15 protein-coding genes and 1 tRNA gene are annotated in these 16,905 nt (G+C 69.3%); 9 read left to right on the forward strand and 7 right to left on the reverse strand.

Annotated features, from left to right (window positions below):
• Positions 1-49: 49 nt before the first annotated feature.
• From FHQ07_RS13195 to parC, 5 genes are all read right to left on the reverse strand, one after another.
• Positions 50-2,338, reverse strand: coding sequence for a nitric-oxide reductase large subunit (locus FHQ07_RS13195; RefSeq protein WP_139717430.1), 2,289 nt, complete (start codon positions 2,336-2,338; stop codon positions 50-52).
• 90 nt (positions 2,339-2,428) lie between these two features.
• A complete protein-coding gene (locus FHQ07_RS13200) occupies positions 2,429-3,181 on the reverse strand; it encodes a helix-turn-helix domain-containing protein (protein ID WP_139717432.1) in 753 nt (250 codons plus the stop codon).
• A 19-nt stretch (positions 3,182-3,200) separates the two neighbouring features.
• Entirely contained in the window at positions 3,201-4,601 is a 1,401-nt protein-coding gene (hemN, locus tag FHQ07_RS13205) for an oxygen-independent coproporphyrinogen III oxidase (protein ID WP_139717434.1), read from the reverse strand.
• Between the two features lie 44 nt (positions 4,602-4,645).
• Positions 4,646-5,317, reverse strand: coding sequence for a thiopurine S-methyltransferase (locus FHQ07_RS13210; protein ID WP_139718092.1), 672 nt, complete (start codon positions 5,315-5,317; stop codon positions 4,646-4,648).
• Positions 5,317-7,563 (reverse strand): DNA topoisomerase IV subunit A, encoded by a 2,247-nt coding sequence (parC, locus tag FHQ07_RS13215; RefSeq protein WP_139717436.1) that lies wholly within the window; start codon positions 7,561-7,563, stop codon positions 5,317-5,319. The genes FHQ07_RS13210 and parC overlap by 1 nt, the downstream gene beginning before the upstream one ends.
• 104 nt (positions 7,564-7,667) lie before the next feature.
• Between parC and FHQ07_RS13220 the strand changes: the two genes are divergently transcribed.
• The 7 genes from FHQ07_RS13220 (at position 7,668) to FHQ07_RS13250 (ending at position 13,068) form a co-directional block, all read left to right on the forward strand.
• Positions 7,668-8,183 (forward strand): DUF1993 domain-containing protein, encoded by a 516-nt coding sequence (locus FHQ07_RS13220; RefSeq protein ID WP_139717438.1) that lies wholly within the window; start codon positions 7,668-7,670, stop codon positions 8,181-8,183.
• A 23-nt stretch (positions 8,184-8,206) separates the two neighbouring features.
• Positions 8,207-8,575: a nuclear transport factor 2 family protein gene (locus tag FHQ07_RS13225; protein ID WP_139717440.1), complete on the forward strand. Its 369-nt coding sequence runs from the start codon at positions 8,207-8,209 to the stop codon at positions 8,573-8,575.
• A 75-nt stretch (positions 8,576-8,650) separates the two neighbouring features.
• Positions 8,651-8,735: transfer RNA gene (locus tag FHQ07_RS13230), tRNA-Leu, on the forward strand.
• Between the two features lie 96 nt (positions 8,736-8,831).
• Entirely contained in the window at positions 8,832-11,297 is a 2,466-nt protein-coding gene (rnr, locus tag FHQ07_RS13235) for a ribonuclease R (protein WP_139717442.1), read from the forward strand.
• Between the two features lie 69 nt (positions 11,298-11,366).
• Positions 11,367-12,005, forward strand: coding sequence for an FABP family protein (locus FHQ07_RS13240; RefSeq protein WP_139717444.1), 639 nt, complete (start codon positions 11,367-11,369; stop codon positions 12,003-12,005).
• Between the two features lie 28 nt (positions 12,006-12,033).
• The gene (rlmB, locus tag FHQ07_RS13245; RefSeq protein WP_139717445.1) at positions 12,034-12,777 is read left to right on the forward strand and encodes a 23S rRNA (guanosine(2251)-2'-O)-methyltransferase RlmB; all 744 of its coding nucleotides are present in this window, start codon (positions 12,034-12,036) and stop codon (positions 12,775-12,777) included.
• Between the two features lie 15 nt (positions 12,778-12,792).
• A complete protein-coding gene (locus tag FHQ07_RS13250) occupies positions 12,793-13,068 on the forward strand; it encodes a CBU_0592 family membrane protein (RefSeq protein WP_139717447.1) in 276 nt (91 codons plus the stop codon).
• A gap of 66 nt (positions 13,069-13,134) precedes the next feature.
• Here the strand turns inward: FHQ07_RS13250 and rnt are convergent, their stop codons facing one another.
• The gene (gene rnt / locus FHQ07_RS13255) at positions 13,135-13,830 is read right to left on the reverse strand and encodes a ribonuclease T (protein WP_168191567.1); all 696 of its coding nucleotides are present in this window, start codon (positions 13,828-13,830) and stop codon (positions 13,135-13,137) included.
• Between the two features lie 236 nt (positions 13,831-14,066).
• Here rnt and FHQ07_RS13260 point away from each other — a divergent pair, with 236 nt between their 5' ends.
• Entirely contained in the window at positions 14,067-15,011 is a 945-nt protein-coding gene (locus FHQ07_RS13260) for a glycosylasparaginase (protein ID WP_425476973.1), read from the forward strand.
• On the opposite strand, the gene FHQ07_RS13265 is transcribed toward FHQ07_RS13260, so the two are convergent.
• A complete protein-coding gene (locus tag FHQ07_RS13265) occupies positions 14,996-15,748 on the reverse strand; it encodes a copper homeostasis protein CutC (protein WP_139717451.1) in 753 nt (250 codons plus the stop codon). The two genes, FHQ07_RS13260 and FHQ07_RS13265, sit on opposite strands and share 16 nt — an antisense overlap.
• A 67-nt stretch (positions 15,749-15,815) precedes the next feature.
• On the opposite strand from FHQ07_RS13265, the gene FHQ07_RS13270 reads away from it, so the two are divergent.
• Entirely contained in the window at positions 15,816-16,868 is a 1,053-nt protein-coding gene (locus FHQ07_RS13270) for a glucokinase (protein WP_168191568.1), read from the forward strand.
• Positions 16,869-16,905: the final 37 nt, after the last annotated feature.

Raw genomic sequence — 16,905 nt, forward strand, 5'->3', positions numbered from 1 at the left:
TAAACGACAAGGGCGGCCCGAAGGCCGCCCCTGCCATCCCCGGAGGCGCTCAGCGTTCGCCGTCGGCCTGGCCTTCGGCGAGGGCGCGGTCGTAGTCCGGATCGCGCGCGGGCAGGAGCCACTGCCGCAGCACGAACCAGCCCAGCAGCACCGCGCCGACGCTGAAGATGGTGTCGCCGGGCACGCGCATCCATACCAGCATGTCGATGATCGGACGGTTCATGAACTCCGCCGAACGCGCGAACCAGTAGCCGTGCTCCAGCGCGGCCTGCAGCTGCAGCACGCCCATCGGCAGCAGGGTCAGCAGCGCCATCAGCACCAGGCCGATGTTGAAGCACCAGAACGCGCCGCGCAGCAGGCCGGTATGCCACTGCACCTGCGGCTTCAGCCCGCGCAGGCAGAACAGCATCAGGCCGATGCCGAGCATCCCGTACACGCCGAACAGCGCGGTATGCCCGTGCAGCGGGGTGAGGTTCAGGCCCTGCATGTAGTACAGCGCGATCGGGGTGTTGATCAGGAAGCCGAACAGGCCGGCGCCCACCAGGTTCCAGAAGCTCACCGCCAGGAAGAACATGATCGGCCACTTGTAGCGGGCCATCCACGGCGTGGCGCGGCTGTGGCTCCAGGTCTCGTAGGCTTCCAGGCCGATGATCGCCAGCGGCACCACTTCCAGCGCCGAGAACGCGGCACCCAACGCGACGCCCGCGGTCGTGGTGCCGACGAAGTACAGGTGGTGGAACATGCCCAGCACGCCGCCGGTCAGATACACGATGGTGGCGAACAGCACCGCCTCGGTCGCGGTCTTGCCGCGCAGCAGGCCCAGCTTCACGAACAGGAAGCTGATCACCGCCACCGCGAACACCTCGAAGAAGCCTTCCACCCACAGGTGCACCACCCACCAGCGCCAGTACTCGACCAGCGAGATGTGGGTGTGCTCGCCCCACATCAGGCCGGCGCCGTAGAACAGGCCGATCGCGATGGTGGACAGGAACAGCAGGCCGACGATGGAACTCATCTCGTCCTTGCGCCTGATCGCCGGCCACAGCGCGCGGCCGACCAGGAACAGCCACAGCAGCAGGCCGACGAACAGGAACGCCTGCCAGAAGCGGCCGATGTCGACGTATTCCCAGCCCTGGTGGCCGAACCAGAAGTTGTGGGCCAGGCCGAGCTTCTGCATCACCGCGAACCACTGCCCGGCGAACGCGCCGACCACGATGACCAGCAGGCAGGCGAACAGGAAGTTGACGCCGGCGCGCTGGAACTTCGGCTCATGCCCGGAGATCGCCGGGCCGATGTACAGGCCGGTGCCCAGCCACGCGGTGGCGATCCACAGCACCGCCAGTTGCGTATGCCAGCTGCGGGTCAGCGAGTAGGGCAGGATCTCGGCGATCTTCATGCCGTAGGCTTCCTGGCCTTCCACCTGGTAGTGCGCGGTGGTCGCGCCCAGCAGGATCTGCACCAGGAACAGCGCGATCACCACCCAGAAGTACTTGGCGGTGGCCTGCATCGACGGCGTCGGCTTCAGGCCCAGCAGCGGGTCGCGCGCGGGCGGTACCGGCAGCGCTTCCTTGCCGTGGTAGGCGGCGTAGTGCCAGCTCATCAGGCCGATGCCGCCGAGCAGGAACAGCAGCGAGAACATCGACCACATGAACGAGCTGGAGGTCGGGGTGTTGCCGACCAGCGGGTCGTAGGGCCAGTTGTTGGTGTAGCTGATGGTCCCGTCGGGTCGGTTGGTCACCGCCGCCCACGCTGTCCAGAAGAAGAACGCGGTCATCGCCCGGCGGTGTTCCTGGTCGGGCACCGTGTCTTCCTTCATCGCGTAGGCCTCGCGCAGCGCATGCGTGGCCGGGTCGTTGGAGAACAGGCTCACGTAGTGCGCGGCGACCTGGCTGATCGCCTGCGCGCGCACGTCGCTGACCACGATGTCGCCATTGGCCGGGTCGTAGGTGTTGGCGCGCAGCTCCGCCTGCAACGCGGCCTGCAATTGCGCCTTCGCCGGGGCATCGAGCATCGAATACGGCTCGGCGGTGTTGGCGCGCGCGTCGAGTTCGAGCATCGCCTCCGCTTCGCGATGCAGCCAGTCGGCCGACCAGTCGGGCGCGACCAGCGCGCCATGGCCCCAGATCGAGCCCAATTGCTGGCCGCCGATGCTCTGCCAGACCTGGCGGCCTTGTTCGATGTCGGCGCGGGTGTAGACGACTTGCCCGCTGCGGGTGACGACGCGCTCGGGCATCGGCGGCGCGGTCTGGTGCAGTTCGAAGCCGAGCCACAGCATGACGCCGAAGCTGGCGATGAGCAGGGCGGCAAGCCCCAGCCAAAGCCGTTTGGTGGTGGACATGATGGATTCCCCGTTGTGGACTGCGCCATGGTCGGCGCTGCACCGCGGGCCGTCCCTGATCCAGGTCAACCGCGGCGTTGCCGGCGCGGGTCAGTCGCGCAATACGGGCGCCGCCAGCGCGTCGAGCGCGTCGCGGTCGAGCAACTCCAGTTCGCGGCGCTCGACCCGCAACAGCCCCTCTTCCTGGAAACGGCGCAGCACCCGGCTCACGGTTTCCGGCGCCAGCCGCAGGTAGTTGGCGATGTCGGTGCGCGGCATGGTCAGCTGGAAGCGGTTCGGCGAAAACCCGCGCGCGGCCAGCCGCCGCGACACGCCGAGCAGGAACGCGGCCATCCGCTGGTCGGCCGACCAGTCGCCGGCCAGCAGCGCGGCGCGGCCGATGTCGCGGCTGAGCAGGCGGAACAGCTGCCGCTGCAGGCCGGGCAGGCGCGTCGCCAGCACCGAGATCTTCGGGAACGAGAACCGGCACAGCATCACCGTGTCCAGCGCCACCGCATCGCAGGGATAGCGGTCGCCGTCGATCGCGTTGAGACCGATCACCTCGCCCGGCAGGTGGAAGCCGAGCACGTGTTCGTGGCCATCGCGATCGACCACGCTGGTCTTGACCGTGCCGGCGCGCACCGCGGCGATCGCCTCGAACGGGTCGCCCTCGCGGAAGATGTACTCGCCGGCGTGGAACGGGCCGACATGCTCCACCAGCACGTGCAGGTCGCCCAGCGAGGCCTTGTCCATGCCTTCGTCCATGCACGCCTGCGAGAACGCGCAGGTCGAGCAGAACCGCAGTTCGTTGCCGTCGTCGGCCAGGGTGCGCTGGTCCTGGCGCGGGAAAGCCGCGCGGCTCATGGCGCCCACCGCCATGGGTTCAGATCGCGCGGGAAAAACGCGGCGTGGCGATGGCGGCGGATTGGTCGAGGTATCGGTCGAAGCACATCGCAATGTTACGCAGCAACAGGCGTCCGCGCGAGGTGACCACGATCCGCCCCGGTTCGATCCGCGCCAGCCCGTCCTCGACCAGCGGCGCCAGGCGCTCCAAAGAGGTGGCGAAATAGTCCGCGAAATCGATCCCGTGCCGGCGCTCCAGCGCCGCCACCGGGATCTCGCCCTGGCACATCAGCTGCTGGATCAGGTCGGCGCGCAACACGTCGTCGGCATCCAGGCGCATGCCGCGGAACACCGGCAGCCGGCCCTCGTCCAGCGCCGCCTGCCAGCTCGGCAGGTCGCGCGGGTTCTGGCTGAAGCTGTCGCCGATGTGGCTGATCGCGGACACGCCCAACCCGACCAGGTCGCTGTCGGCGTGGGTGGTATAGCCCATGAAGTTGCGGTGCAGGCCGCCGCGCGCCTGCGCCAGCGCCAGTTCGTCGTCGGGCAGGGCGAAATGATCCATGCCGATGTACAGGTAGCCGGCGGCGGTGAGCTTCTCGATCGCCAGTTGCAGCAGGGCCAGCTTGGTTTCGCCGCTCGGCAGCAGGGTGTCGTCGAGCTGCTTCTGCGGCTTGAACAGGTGCGGCATGTGCGCATAGCCGTACACCGCCACCCGGTCCGGACGCATGTCCGCGACGATGTCCAGGGTCCGCGCGAAGCCGTCCCCGTTCTGGCTGGGCAGGCCGTAGATCAGGTCGACGTTGACCGAGCGGAAGCCGTTGGCGCGGCAGGCCTCGACCACCGCGCGGGTCTGTTCCACCGACTGGATGCGGTTGACCGCCTGCTGCACCGCCGGATCGAAGTCCTGCACGCCGAAACTGGCGCGGTTGAAGCCGATCCTGGCCAGCGCGGCGATGTCGTCGGCATCGACGAAGCGCGGGTCGAGTTCGATCGAGACATCGCGGTCGCGCGCGTCCGAGAAGCGGAAATGGCTGCGCAGGGTTTCCACCACCTCGCCCAGCTGCGCCGGCGACAGGAAATTCGGGGTGCCGCCGCCGAAATGCAGCTGGATCGCCTCGCGGTCGCGGTCGAACAGGTCGGCGGTCAGCGCGATCTCGCGGTACAGCCGCGCCAGGTAGGCGTCGCCGCGCGCCTTGTCGCGGGTGATGATGCGGTTGCAGCCGCAGTAGAAGCACGGGCTCTCGCAGAACGGCACGTGCACGTACAGCGACAGCCGGCGCGGGATCGGGTCGCCGTTGCTGCTGGCCGCGACCTCGCGCAGCTGCTTTTCGCCGAAGCCGGAATGGAACTGCGGCGCGGTCGGATACGAGGTATAGCGCGGCCCCGGCCGGTCGTAGCGGCGCAGCAGCTCGGTATTGAAGGCGATGGATTGCGATTCCATCGGCGCACGTTAGGCGGCGCGGCGGGGGCGCACCTTGATTTGGATCAACTCCGGGCGGGCGATCGGCCCCGGCGCAGCGCGTACACCGCCGTATCCAGCCGCGACACGCCGGCCACGAAGCCGGGATGCTCGGGCGGGATCGGGCGGCGATCCAGCAGCTCGACCCGCCAATCGGCGTCGAACAGGTCGTGGACCTCGTCTTCCGGCACCGAGAACGGCGGCCCGGCGCGTTCGGCCTGTGGATATTCCAGGCTGACCAGCAGGCCGCGGCAACCGGCGGGCAAGGCCGCGTACAGCTCGCCCGCGTAGCGCCGGCGCAGTTCCGGCGGCAACGCGATCAGCGCGGCGCGGTCGAACACCGCGGCGCAATCGCGCAGCAACTCGGCATCCAGCCCGAACGCATCGCCGCAGATCAGTTCGATGTCGCCGGCGGCGTAGTGGCGGCCGTATCGGCTTTCGCGGATATCCGGCTGCAGGCCGTGCTCGGCGAAGAACTGTTCGACCGCAAGCTGCGACAGCTCCACGCCCAGCACGCGATGGCCCTGCGCCGCCAGCCAGGCCATGTCCAGCGATTTGCCGGCCAGCGGCACGAACACCCGCGCTGCCGCCGGAACGCCCAGCGCAGGCCAATGCTTGAGCAGCAGCGGCGTCGGTGCCTGCTGGTGGAAACCGATCTGGTTGTCGGCCCAGCGCTGGTGCCAGAACTCGGGTTGCATCATTCCACCCCGAGTCCGTCCACCTTCTGCCAGCCGCGCGGCAACAACCCGCCGCGCGAACCACGCGCGCCGATGTACTCGTCCAGTTCCTTGAAGCTCAGCGTCATGGTGCGCGCGCCGGACTTCACCTGCAGCTTGCCGCCCGGCGGCACCACCGCGATGGCGACGACCTTCTCGGTGCCGCGCTTGGCCTTCGGGATCTCGATGATCTTGTTGCCCTTGCCCTTGTCGAGCTCCGGCAGTTCGCTGAGCGGGAACGCCAGCACATGGCCGGCGCTGGTGACGGCGACGATGCGGTCGGCGTCCACGCTGGCCACCGCCGCCGGCTGCAGCACCAGGCCGCCTTCGGACAGCGACAGCAAGGCCTTGCCGGCCTTGTTGCGGCCGGTGAGGTTCTCGAAGCGGGTCACGAAGCCGTAGCCGTGGCTGGAGGCGATCACGAAGCGCGCATCGTTGTCGCCGCTGGCCAGCGCCTGGAAGCTGGCGCCCGGCGCGGGGGTGAAGCGCCCGGTCAGTGGTTCGCCGTTGCCGCGCGCCGACGGCAGCGTATGCACCGCGGTCGAATAGCTGCGGCCCGCGGAATCGAGGAAGGCCGCCTGCTGGTTGCTGCGCGCGCGCACCGCCGCCAGCAGGCCATCGCCCTCGCGGTAGCTGAGCGCGGCGGCGTCGACGTCGTTGCCCTTGGCCGCGCGCACCCAGCCCTTCTCGCTGAGCACCACGGTCATCGGCTCGCTGGCGACCAGTTCGGTTTCGTCCAGCGCCTGCGCGGCCTCGCGCGCGACCAGCGGGCTGCGCCGCGCGTCGCCGAACTTCTTCGCATCGGCCAGCAATTCGTCCTTGATCAGCTTCTTCAGCTTGGCCTTGCTGTCGAGCGTGGCGATCAAGCGGTCGCGTTCGCTGTCCAGTTCGTCCTGCTCGCCGCGGATCTTCATCTCTTCCAGCCGCGCGAGTTGCTTCAGCTTGGTGTCGAGGATGTAGTCCGCCTGTTCTTCGGACAGCGCGAAGCGCGCGATCAATGCCGCCTTCGGTTCGTCCTCGGTGCGGATGATGCGGATCACTTCGTCGAGGTTGAGGAACGCGACCAGCAAGCCTTCCAACAGGTGCAGGCGGCGCTCCACCTTGTCGAGGCGATGCTTGAGCCGGCGGGTCACCGTGTCCTGGCGGAAGCTCAGCCATTCGCTGAGCAGCGCCTTGAGGTTCTTCACCTGAGGACGCCCGTCCAGGCCGATCACGTTCATGTTGACCCGGTAGCTCTTCTCGAGGTCCGTGGTCGCGAACAGATGGCCCATCAGCTGGTCGGCGTCGACGCGGTTGCTGCGCGGCACCAGCACGATGCGGGTCGGGTTGGCGTGGTCGGATTCGTCGCGGATGTCCTCCAGCCACGGCAGTTTCTTCGCCCGCATCTGCGTGGCGATCTGCTCGATGATCTTGCTCGGGCTGACCTGGTAGGGCAGCTCGGTGATCACGATGTTGCTGCTTTCCTTGACGAACACGCCGCGGGCGCGCACCGAACCGGTGCCGGTCTCGTACATCGCCTGCAGGTCGCCGGCGGGGGTGATGATTTCCGCCGCGGTCGGGTAGTCCGGGCCGCGCACGTGTTCGCACAGGTCGCGCACGCTGGCGTCGGGATCGTCGAGCAGGCGCACGCAGGCGCTGACCACTTCGTTCAAGTTGTGCGGCGGCACGTCGGTGGCCATGCCGACCGCGATGCCGGTGGTGCCGTTGAGCAGCAGGTGCGGCAGCCGCGCCGGCATCCACGTAGGTTCTTCAAGCGTTCCGTCGAAATTCGGATCCCAGTCCACCGTGCCCTGGCCGAGTTCGCCCAGCAGCACTTCGGCGATCGGCGCGAGTTTCGATTCGGTGTAGCGCATCGCCGCGAACGACTTCGGATCGTCCGACGAACCGAAATTGCCCTGGCCCTCGATCAGCGGGTAGCGGTAGCTGAACGGCTGCGCCATCAGCACCATCGCCTCGTAGCAGGCGGAATCGCCGTGCGGGTGGTATTTGCCGATCACGTCGCCGACGGTGCGCGCGGACTTCTTCGGTTTGGCCCCGGCGTTGAGGCCGAGTTCGCTCATCGAATAGATGATCCGGCGCTGCACCGGCTTGAGGCCGTCGCCGATGAAGGGCAGGGCGCGGTCGAGGACCACGTACATCGAGTAGTCGAGGTAGGCGCGTTCGGCGTACTCGCGCAGCGGGATCTGTTCGAAGCCGTGGAAGGCGGTGCGGATGCTGTCGTCGGTCATCCGCCCATTCTACGGATCGGCGCCGCCGAGGTGGCCGCGCCGTGCGGCCCCACGGCAGCCGCGGATGGCGCGATACTGCGGCTCCCTCCGGCCCGGCCCGCCCCATGTCCAACCCGCGAATCCAGGAACTGCAGCGCGTCTTCGTGTCGCGCCTCGATACCCTCGGCCACCTGCTCGACGTCGGCGAAGCCCACCTCGGCGCGCAGCACGACCTCATCAACGCCCGGCTGGCCGCGGACATGCTGCCGCTGGGCGCGCAGATCGCCTTCGCCTGCAACCAGCCGCGCGGGTTCTCGCAATGGTGCGCGGGCCTGCCGATCGAGAACATCGATCCGGCGGTGCCCTCGCTCGCGGCGGCGCGCGCGCATATCGCCGATACCCGCGCGCGCGTGCTCGCGATCGCCTGCGACGACGCGCAACTGGACCTGGTCAAGCGCATCGGCCTTGGCCCCGGCCGCTATTGCGAACTGCCCGGCCATGGCTACGTCAGCGAGTACCTGCTGCCGAACCTGTACTTCCACATCACCACGACCTACGCGATCCTGCGCATGCTGGGCGCGCCGGTGGGCAAGGCCGACTACATGCGCTTCCTCGCCCCGCACATCCGCCAGGACGGTTGACCGGCCGCTCCAAGGAGGGCGCCATGGGCAATGCCGACATCGCCTGCGAATTCCTGCGCATGTGCGCCCGCGGCGAGGTGCGCGCGGCGTACGAGCGCTTCGTCGCCGCGGATTTCGTCCACCACAACGCCTGGTTCCCGGGCGACCGCGAATCGCTGCTGCTGGCGATGGAGCAGAGCGCGGCGGCGGAACCGAACAAGTCGTTCGAGCCGAAGCAGGTGGTCGACGGCGGTGATCGGGTCGCGGTGCTGTCCCATTTGACGCGCGCGGATGCCGGGCTGGAATACGCGGTGGTCCACATCGCCCGCTTCAAGGACGGCAGGATCGTCGAGTTGTGGGACCTGGGGCAGGAGATCCCGAAGGATTCGCCGAACGCGCTGGGCATGTTCTGAGGGCAGCCGGCGACGGACTTGCTCCGGACCGTTGACATGGGCGCCTCGCTCCCGGAAAATGCGCGGCTCGCACCTGCCCAGGTGGCGGAATTGGTAGACGCACTAGTTTCAGGTACTAGCGGGTAAAACCGTGGAGGTTCGAGTCCTCTCCTGGGCACCAAGCGAAACATGAAGAACCCCGCGCAAGCGGGGTTTTTTGTTTTTCGCAGCGGGTGCGCGCGCCCGGCGCGTACGACACGCCCTGTAAGATCGGCGCATGAGCAAGCCCCCCAGCAAGCGCGGCCCGGGCCGCGGCAAGGCGCCCACGGGCAAGGCCGGCAAGCCGGCGAGCAAGTCGAGCAAGGCGGGATCGGAACGCGGCGGCAAGCCCGCGGCGTCCAAGCGGCCGCCGTGGATGCCGGAACTGCCGGCGTCGGCGCCGCCATCGCGCGGCCGGCCGGCGCCGCAACGCGCCGCCCCACCGCCATCGCCGCGCTTCGATCCGCACGCGCAGCGCGAGGCGCAGCGCTACGCCCAGCCCATCGCCAGCCGCGAGATGATCCTGCAGGTGCTGGCCGCCCACGACGGGCCGATGGATGCCGACGGGCTGGCGCAGAAGCTCGCGCTGACCGCGCCGGATCGCTTCGAGGCGCTGGAGAAGCGGCTGTCGGCGATGCTGCGCGACGGCCAGTTGCTGCAGAACCGGCGCGGCGGTTACGCACCGGCCGAACGCATGGACTTGGTGCCCGGCGTGGTGATCGCCAACGAGAACGGCTTCGGCTTCCTGCGCCCGGATGCGGGCGGCGGCGACGACCTGTTCCTGCCGCCGTTCGAGATGCGCAAGGTCATGCACGGCGACCGCGTGCTGGCCAGCGTCACCGGCATGGATCGCCGCGGCCGTCGCGAAGGCACGATCGTGGAAGTGCTGGAGCGCCGGCTGACCCGCCTGATCGGCCGCTATACCGAGGAGCTCGGCATCGGCTACGTGGTGCCGGACGACAAGCGCGTGCAGCGCAACGTGATGATCCCCGCCGATGGCCGCAACGACGCGCGCAGCGGCCAGCTGGTGGTCGCCGAGATCACCACCCCGGCGGACGCGCATCGCCCGCCGATCGGCAAGGTGCTGGCGGTGCTGGGCGACAAGCTCACCGCCTCGCAGGCGGTCGAGGCGGCGATCCACGGCCACGACATCCCGCACGAATTCCCGCCGGAAGTGCTGGCGCAGGCCACCGCGGTGCCGCTGGACGTGCAGCCGGCCGACACCGCCCGCCGCGTCGACCTGCGCGACACGCCGCTGGTCACCATCGACGGCGAGGACGCCAAGGATTTCGACGACGCGGTCTGGTGCGAACCGAACAAGGACGGCTTCCGCCTGATCGTCGCCATCGCCGACGTCAGCCATTACGTGCGCCCGGGCACGCCGCTGGACGACGAGGCGCAGCTGCGCGCGACCTCGGTGTATTTCCCCGGCTTCGTGGTGCCGATGCTGCCGGAGACGCTGAGCAACGGCATCTGCTCGCTGAACCCGAAGGTGGATCGCCTCTGCTTCTGCTGCGACATGCAGGTGGGGCGCGACGGCATCGTCGCCAGCGCCGAGTTCTACGAGGCGGTGATGCACTCGCACGCGCGCCTGACCTATACCGACGTGTGGAACGCGGTCGGCGAGGGCATCCCCGAGGACGAGCACGCCGCGGCATTGGCCAAGATCGGCCCGCTGCTGCCGCAGATCCAGCGCCTGCACCAGTTGTACAAGGTGCTGGACAAGGCGCGCGCCAAGCGCGGCGCGATCGAGTTCGAGAGCGGCGAAGTGCGTTTCGTCCTCGATGCGCAGGGCGCGGTGACCCAGGCCGGCATGCTCCAGCGCAACGACGCGCACAAGCTGATCGAGGAATGCATGATCGCGGCCAACGTGCAGGCCGCGCTGTTCCTGCTCGCCGCGCGCATCCCGGCGCCGTACCGCGACCACGACAAGCCGCCGGAGTCCAAGTACGCCGACCTCGAGGAGTTCCTCAAGGAATTCCAGCTGCGGCTGCCGCCGTGGGCGAAGGTGAAGCCGAAGGATTTCCGCAACCTGCTGGAGAAAATCCGCGAGCGGCCGGATGCCGCGCTGCTGGAATCGGTGATCCTGCGCAGCCAGTCGCTGGCGGTGTATGCGCCGGACAACATCGGCCACTTCGGCCTGGCGCTGGAGGCGTACGCGCACTTCACCTCGCCGATCCGCCGCTATCCCGACCTGCTGGTGCACCGTGCGATCAAGCACGCGCTGGCCGGCGGCAAGCCGGATACCTACGAATACTCGCCGCATGCGATGGCCAACCTGTCGCTGCAGTGCTCGGAGCGTTCGCGCCGCGCCGACGAGGCCCAACGCGAGGTCGACGAGCGCTACCGCGCGGCATGGATGGAAGGCCACGTCGGCAAGGAATTCGACGGCACCATCAGCGGCGTGACCAGCTTCGGCCTGTTCGTCGAACTGGACGAGTCCAAGGTCAATGGCTTGGTCCATGTCACCCAGTTGCCGCGCGATTTCTATCATTTCGATGCCGTGCGCAAGACCCTCACCGGCGAACGCCGTGGCCACGAATACCGGCTGGGCGACCGGGTGCGGATCGTGGTGCTGAAGGCCAGCGTGGAGGACCGCAAGATCGATTTCCGCCTGGTCGAGGACGATGGCCGCTACGAAGCGGGCGTGAAGCCGCTGCCGGAGCGCGGCAAGCCGGCCAAGCGGGCGAAGCAGAAGTACTGAACCCGCCGTAGCCGCGTTCGATCCATCCCGGTAGGCTTTCCGCCATCGCTACGATCGACGGGAAACGGGATGGACAGCGCCACCACCGAGGACATCTACACCGAACCACGCGATATCGACGTCCACACCCTGGCCAATCTCGGGCCGTTGGCGCCATTGGCCGGGATCTGGCAGGGCACGCGCGGCCTCGACCTCAAGCCGAAGGCGGAGGGGCCGAAGCAGCAGGCCTACGTCGAACGGATCGAACTGCAGCCGACCGATCCGTTCACCAACGGCCCGCAGCTGCTGTACGGGCTGCGCTACCACACCCACATCACCAAGCCCGACCAGGTGAAGACCTACCACGAACAGGTGGGCTACTGGCTGTGGGAACCGGCGACCGGCAGCATCATCCACACCCTGACCATCCCGCGCGGCATGACCGCGATGGCGACGTGCCAGGCCGCGGCGGACGCCAAGCGCTTCGAACTGACCGCCACTGCCGGCCTCGAGACCTGGGGCATCTGCTCCGCGCCGTACCTGCAGCATGCGTTCAAGACCATCGAATTCCGGATCGCGGTCGAGATCCATGCGGACGGCACGTGGGGCTACGAGGAAGACACCGTGCTGCAGATCCTCGGCCAGGACCAGCCGTTCCACCACACCGACCGCAACCTGCTGACGAAAATCGGCGAACCGACGCCGAATCCGATGGCGCGCGTCGCCTGATCCGGCGTCGCTCGGGCAAAATACCCGCATGAGCAAGCAAGCCCAATGGATCGTCGGCCTCAACGCGGTCGCCTCCGCGCTGGAGCACGACGCCGAGCACGTGCGCGAGGTGCTGCTGGAAGCCGGCGGCAAGAACCCGCGCATCGTCGAAATCGAAGGCAATGCGCGACGCCTCGGCATCGACGTGCGCCGGGTCGCCGGGCAGGCGCTGGACGGCGTCGCCGGCGGGGTGCGCCACCAGGGCGCGGCGGCGCGCTATGCCGCGGCCAGGACCTGGGACGAGCACGAGCTTCCGGCATTGATCGAAGCGGCGAACGGCCGCGCGCTGGTGCTGGTGCTGGACGGCGTGCAGGATCCGCACAACCTCGGCGCCTGCCTGCGCAGCGCGGCGGCGGCGGGCGCGACCGCGGTGGTGTTCCCGAAGGACAAGGCGGTGCAGGTCAACGCCACCGTGCGCAAGACCTCGGCCGGTGCGGCGGATACCTTGCCGATCTTCAGCGTCACCAACCTCTCGCGCACCCTGCGCGACCTGCAGAAGGCCGGCGTGTGGATCTACGGCTTCGCCGGCGAGGCGGAGGCCTCGCTGTACGCGCTCGACCTCAAGGGCAACGTGGCGCTGGTGATGGGCAGCGAGGGCGACGGCCTGCGCCGGCTGACCCGCGAGAACTGCGACCAGCTGGTGAAGATCCCGATGCCGGGCGAGTTCGAGAGCCTGAATGTCTCCGTGGCCACCGGCATCGCGCTGTTCGAAGCGGTGCGGCAACGGCAATAAACCAAGGGGAATGCGATGGCGCTGGAACTGGCGTGGTACGACTGGGTGGGCCTGCTGGGGACCGCCATGATCCTGGGCGGTTTCGCCCTGCTGCAGGCGGGCAAGCTGTCCGGCACCGGGCTGGTCTACCAGCTGCTCAATTTGTGCGGCGCTGCCGGCATCCTGGTCTCGCTGCTGGGGACCTTCAATCTGTCGGTGTTCCTGCTGGAAGCCGCGTGGATGGCGGTCAGCCTGTACGGGATCGCACGCTCTTTCAGGCAGAAGGCGGAAGCGAAAGCGACCCGGGCCTGAGCCAATCGCGCGCGTTCGCCCGCGCGGGACGCGTTGCTCCGCGAACGCCAGGCTCACCCATGCAGGCTAGTCGGCGGCATCCGGGTCGTCGAGCTTGCCTGTGTCCGATGCCTGCGCGACACCCGGCGTGGCGTTTCCGATTTGCGGCCATGCATTGGCGATGATGCAGAACAGCTGCGCGGTGCGCTCGGCATCGTAGACGGCCGAATGCGCCTCGCGCTGGTCCCACTCCAGGCCCGCGGCATGCACCGCGCGCGCCAGCACCGTCTGCCCGTAGGCCATGCCCGCCATCGTCACCGTGTCGAACACGCTGAACGGATGGAACGGGTTGCGCTTGTGCTGCACGCGGCCGACCGCGGCGTTGAGGAAATTGAGGTCGAAGTGGGCGTTGTGGCCGACCAGGATCGCACGCTGGCAGCCGTGCTTCTTCGCCGCCGCGCGCACCGGCATGAACACCTTGTCCAGGCCCTCGCGCTCCGGCAGCGCGCCGCGCAGCGGGTGGTCGACCTTGATCCCGGTGACTTCCAGCGACTTCGGGTCGATGCTGGTGCCGGGCGCGGGTTCGATGTGCGCGCTCGCCACCTCGCCGGGCACGAAGCGGCCGTCCTCGTCGAGTTCGATCGGCACCGCCGCGATTTCCAGCAGTGCGTGCCGGTTCCAGTCGAAGCCGCCGGTTTCCACGTCCACCACCACCGGCAGGTAGCCGCGGAAGCGTTCGGCCATCGGCTTGAAGGCGGGGCTGGTCTCGGTCTCGTCGCTCATCCGCACAGGTTAAGCGATGTCGCCTCCGGCGCGACGATTGCCGGCGTCGCCGCGCGGCGTTGCCGCGGCTTGCAGCGCGTGCTACCTGTACGCCGCGCGATGCCGTCGCATCGCGCCTCGACCGCGCGATTCAGGAGAGCCCGATGACCAGCCGCCGCCGTTTCCTGCAATCGGGCCTGCTGTCCGCTGCCGCGCTGGGATTGGCGCCGGCCACGGCGTGCGCCGCTGGAGACGGCATGGCCGTGCGCAAGGACAGCGTGCGCCCGCGCGTGGCGTCGACCTGGGATTTCGGCGTGGGCGCCAACCAGTCCGCCTGGCAGGCGCTGCAGGCCGGCGGGTCCGCGCTGGATGCGGTGGAGGCCGGCGCGCGCTGGGCGGAAGGCACGCTATGCAATTCCACCGTCGGCCGTTGCGGCTATCCGGATCGCGACGGCGTGCTGACCCTGGACGCCAGCATCATGGATGGCGATGGACGCTGCGGCGCGGTGGCGGCGATCGAGGACATCGCGCATCCGGTGGCGGTGGCGCGGGCGGTGATGGAGAAGACGCCGCACGTGATGCTGGTCGGCGCGGGTGCGCAGCAGTTCGCGCTGGAGCAGGGTTTCGAACGGCATTCGCTGCTGACCCCGGAGGCGCGCGCGGCCTGGGAGGCATGGCGCAAGACCGCGCGCTACAGTCCGCAGATCAATGCCGAACGCGCGGGCATGCCCGCAGCGGCCCGGCCCGGCAACAAGCAGAACCACGACACCCTGGGCATCCTCGCGCTGGATGGGCAAGGCCGCATGGCCGGCGCCTGCTCCACCAGCGGCATGGCCTGGAAGCTGCACGGCCGCGTCGGCGACAGCCCGATCGTGGGTGCCGGGCTGTACGTGGACAACGAGGTCGGCGCGGCGACGGCGTCCGGGGTCGGCGAGGAAATGATCCGCAATGCCGCCAGCTTCCTGGTGGTCGAGTTGATGCGGCAGGGGCGCACGCCGATGGACGCCTGCCGCGAAGCGATCGAGCGCGTGGTGCGCAAGCGCCCGCAGGCGAGCAGGACCCTGCAGGTGTGCTTCCTGGCGATGAACCGGGATGGCGAAGTAGGCGCGTTCGCGTTGCACGACGGCTTCGTGTACGCGGTATGCGATGCCGGCCAGCGCGAGGCGCTGTTGCAGGCGCGTTCGGTCTATCCCGGGGGCTGACCCGCGCGCAGCGCCGCGACCAGCCGGCGCACGCATTCCGCGTCGGTGCGCGTATCGGCGCCGGTCATGCCGAGCGCGCGCGGCGGCGCGTAGCGCGCCGCGCAAGGCATGCCGGCCTTGCACGAGGCGTGGAACTCGCGCGCGCCGGTCGAGTCGCGCAGCGCTGCGGCATTGCCCGCGTCGATGCCCGCGCCCGGCATCACCACGATGCGTCCGGCCGCGCGCAGCACCATCTCGCGCAGCAATGCCGCGCCCGCCGCCGCGTCGGCTTGCGCGCCCGAGCTGAGCACGCGCACGCAACCCAGCGCGATCGCGTCTTCCAGCGATTGCAGCGGATCGCGGCTGACGTCGATCGCGCGATGGAAGGCCACGCCCATCCTGCCGGCCGCGGCGACGAGTGCGGCGCAACGGGGGCGGTCGACGCCGCCGTCGGCATCCAGCACGCCGATCGCCACCCCGTCGCAGCCCAGCGAGGCGCAGGTTTCGACGTCGCGCAGCATCGTCGCGAACTCGTCGTCGTCGTAGAGGAAGCCGCCGGCGCGCGGGCGGACCAGCACGACCAGCGGGATGCGCAAGGCCTCGCGCGCCAATGCGATTTGCGCATGGGAGGGCGTCAATCCGCCGAGTTCGAGCGCCGAGCACAGTTCGACCCGTCCCGCGCCGCCCTGTTGCGCGGCGATGGCGGAGGCGAGCGAATTCGCGGCGACTTCGAGCAGGGGCGGATCGTGCGCGTACATCGGCAGGATGGTAGCCGGCTGCCGGTCCGGTTGCGCTGCCGCGGCCTCGCCGCTAAAACGTTTCGTGATGAAGACTGGCCCCGGAATTCCGCCCGCCGCCGATGTGGCCCGCGAGGACGCGCCGGTGCTGGTCGCCGACATCGGCGGCACGCACGCGCGGCTTGCCCTGGTGCGCAACGATGCCGACGGCGGCATCGGCATCCTCGCCCACCAGCAGTACGACTGCTCCGCTTTCCCGAGCCTGGCCGGCATCGTCGCGGATTTCCTCTCGCGATCCGGCGGCGGCCGCGTGCACGATGCGGCGATCGGCTGCGCCGGCATGCATCGCGGCGACACGGTGACCAGCCTCAACCTGCCGTGGCCGGTGTCGTTGTCCGAATTGCGCGGGCTGGGCATCGCGCGGGTGGCCGCGGTCAACGATTTCGTCGCCGTCGCGCACGCCGTGCAGTGCCTGGGGCCGGACCACAGCGTCCTGCTCTGCGGCCCGGAAGAACCGGTGGCCGATGGTCCCGGGCTGGTGGTGGGGCCGGGCACCGGGCTGGGCGCCGCCTACCGGATTCCCTGCGATGGCCGCATCCTGGTGCTGCCGAGCGAAGCCGGGCAGATGGCGTTCGCGCCCGGCAATGCGCGGGAACTGGCGGTGCTCGGGCAGCTGTTCGCCGCGGCGGCGGGCGTGGCCTGCACCGAGATCGTCTCCGGCCCCGGCCTGCTCACGCTGTACGGCGCGCTGTGCGCGCTGGATGGCGAGGCGGTGCGTCGAGCATCGCCGGCCGAGGTGGTGGCGGCCGCGCGCCAGGGCGACGACCGCCAGGCGCTCGAGGCCGTGGAGATGTTCTGCGCGGTCCTCGGCGCGACCATCGGCAACCTGGCGGTGGCCGGCATCGCGACCCGGGTGCATGTCGCCGGCGGGATCGTGCCCAGGATCCGCGAGTTCCTGCCGGGCAGCCAATTCCGGGCGCGCTTCGTCGGGACGGGCACCGGCATCATGCGCGCGGCACTCGAACAGATACCGGTCCGGTTGATCGACCACCCGCACCAGGGCGTCATCGGCGCCGCGGTCTGGTACCAGCAGCGCGGCCAGGCGCAGGCCGGCGCGCAGATGGCTTGTGCTTCGATTTAGATCGTTCTAAATTCGTCCCGGGGCTGCAATCGGGGTG

The sequence above is a fragment of the Thermomonas aquatica genome (assembly GCF_006337105.1).
GTDB lineage: Bacteria > Pseudomonadota > Gammaproteobacteria > Xanthomonadales > Xanthomonadaceae > Thermomonas > Thermomonas aquatica.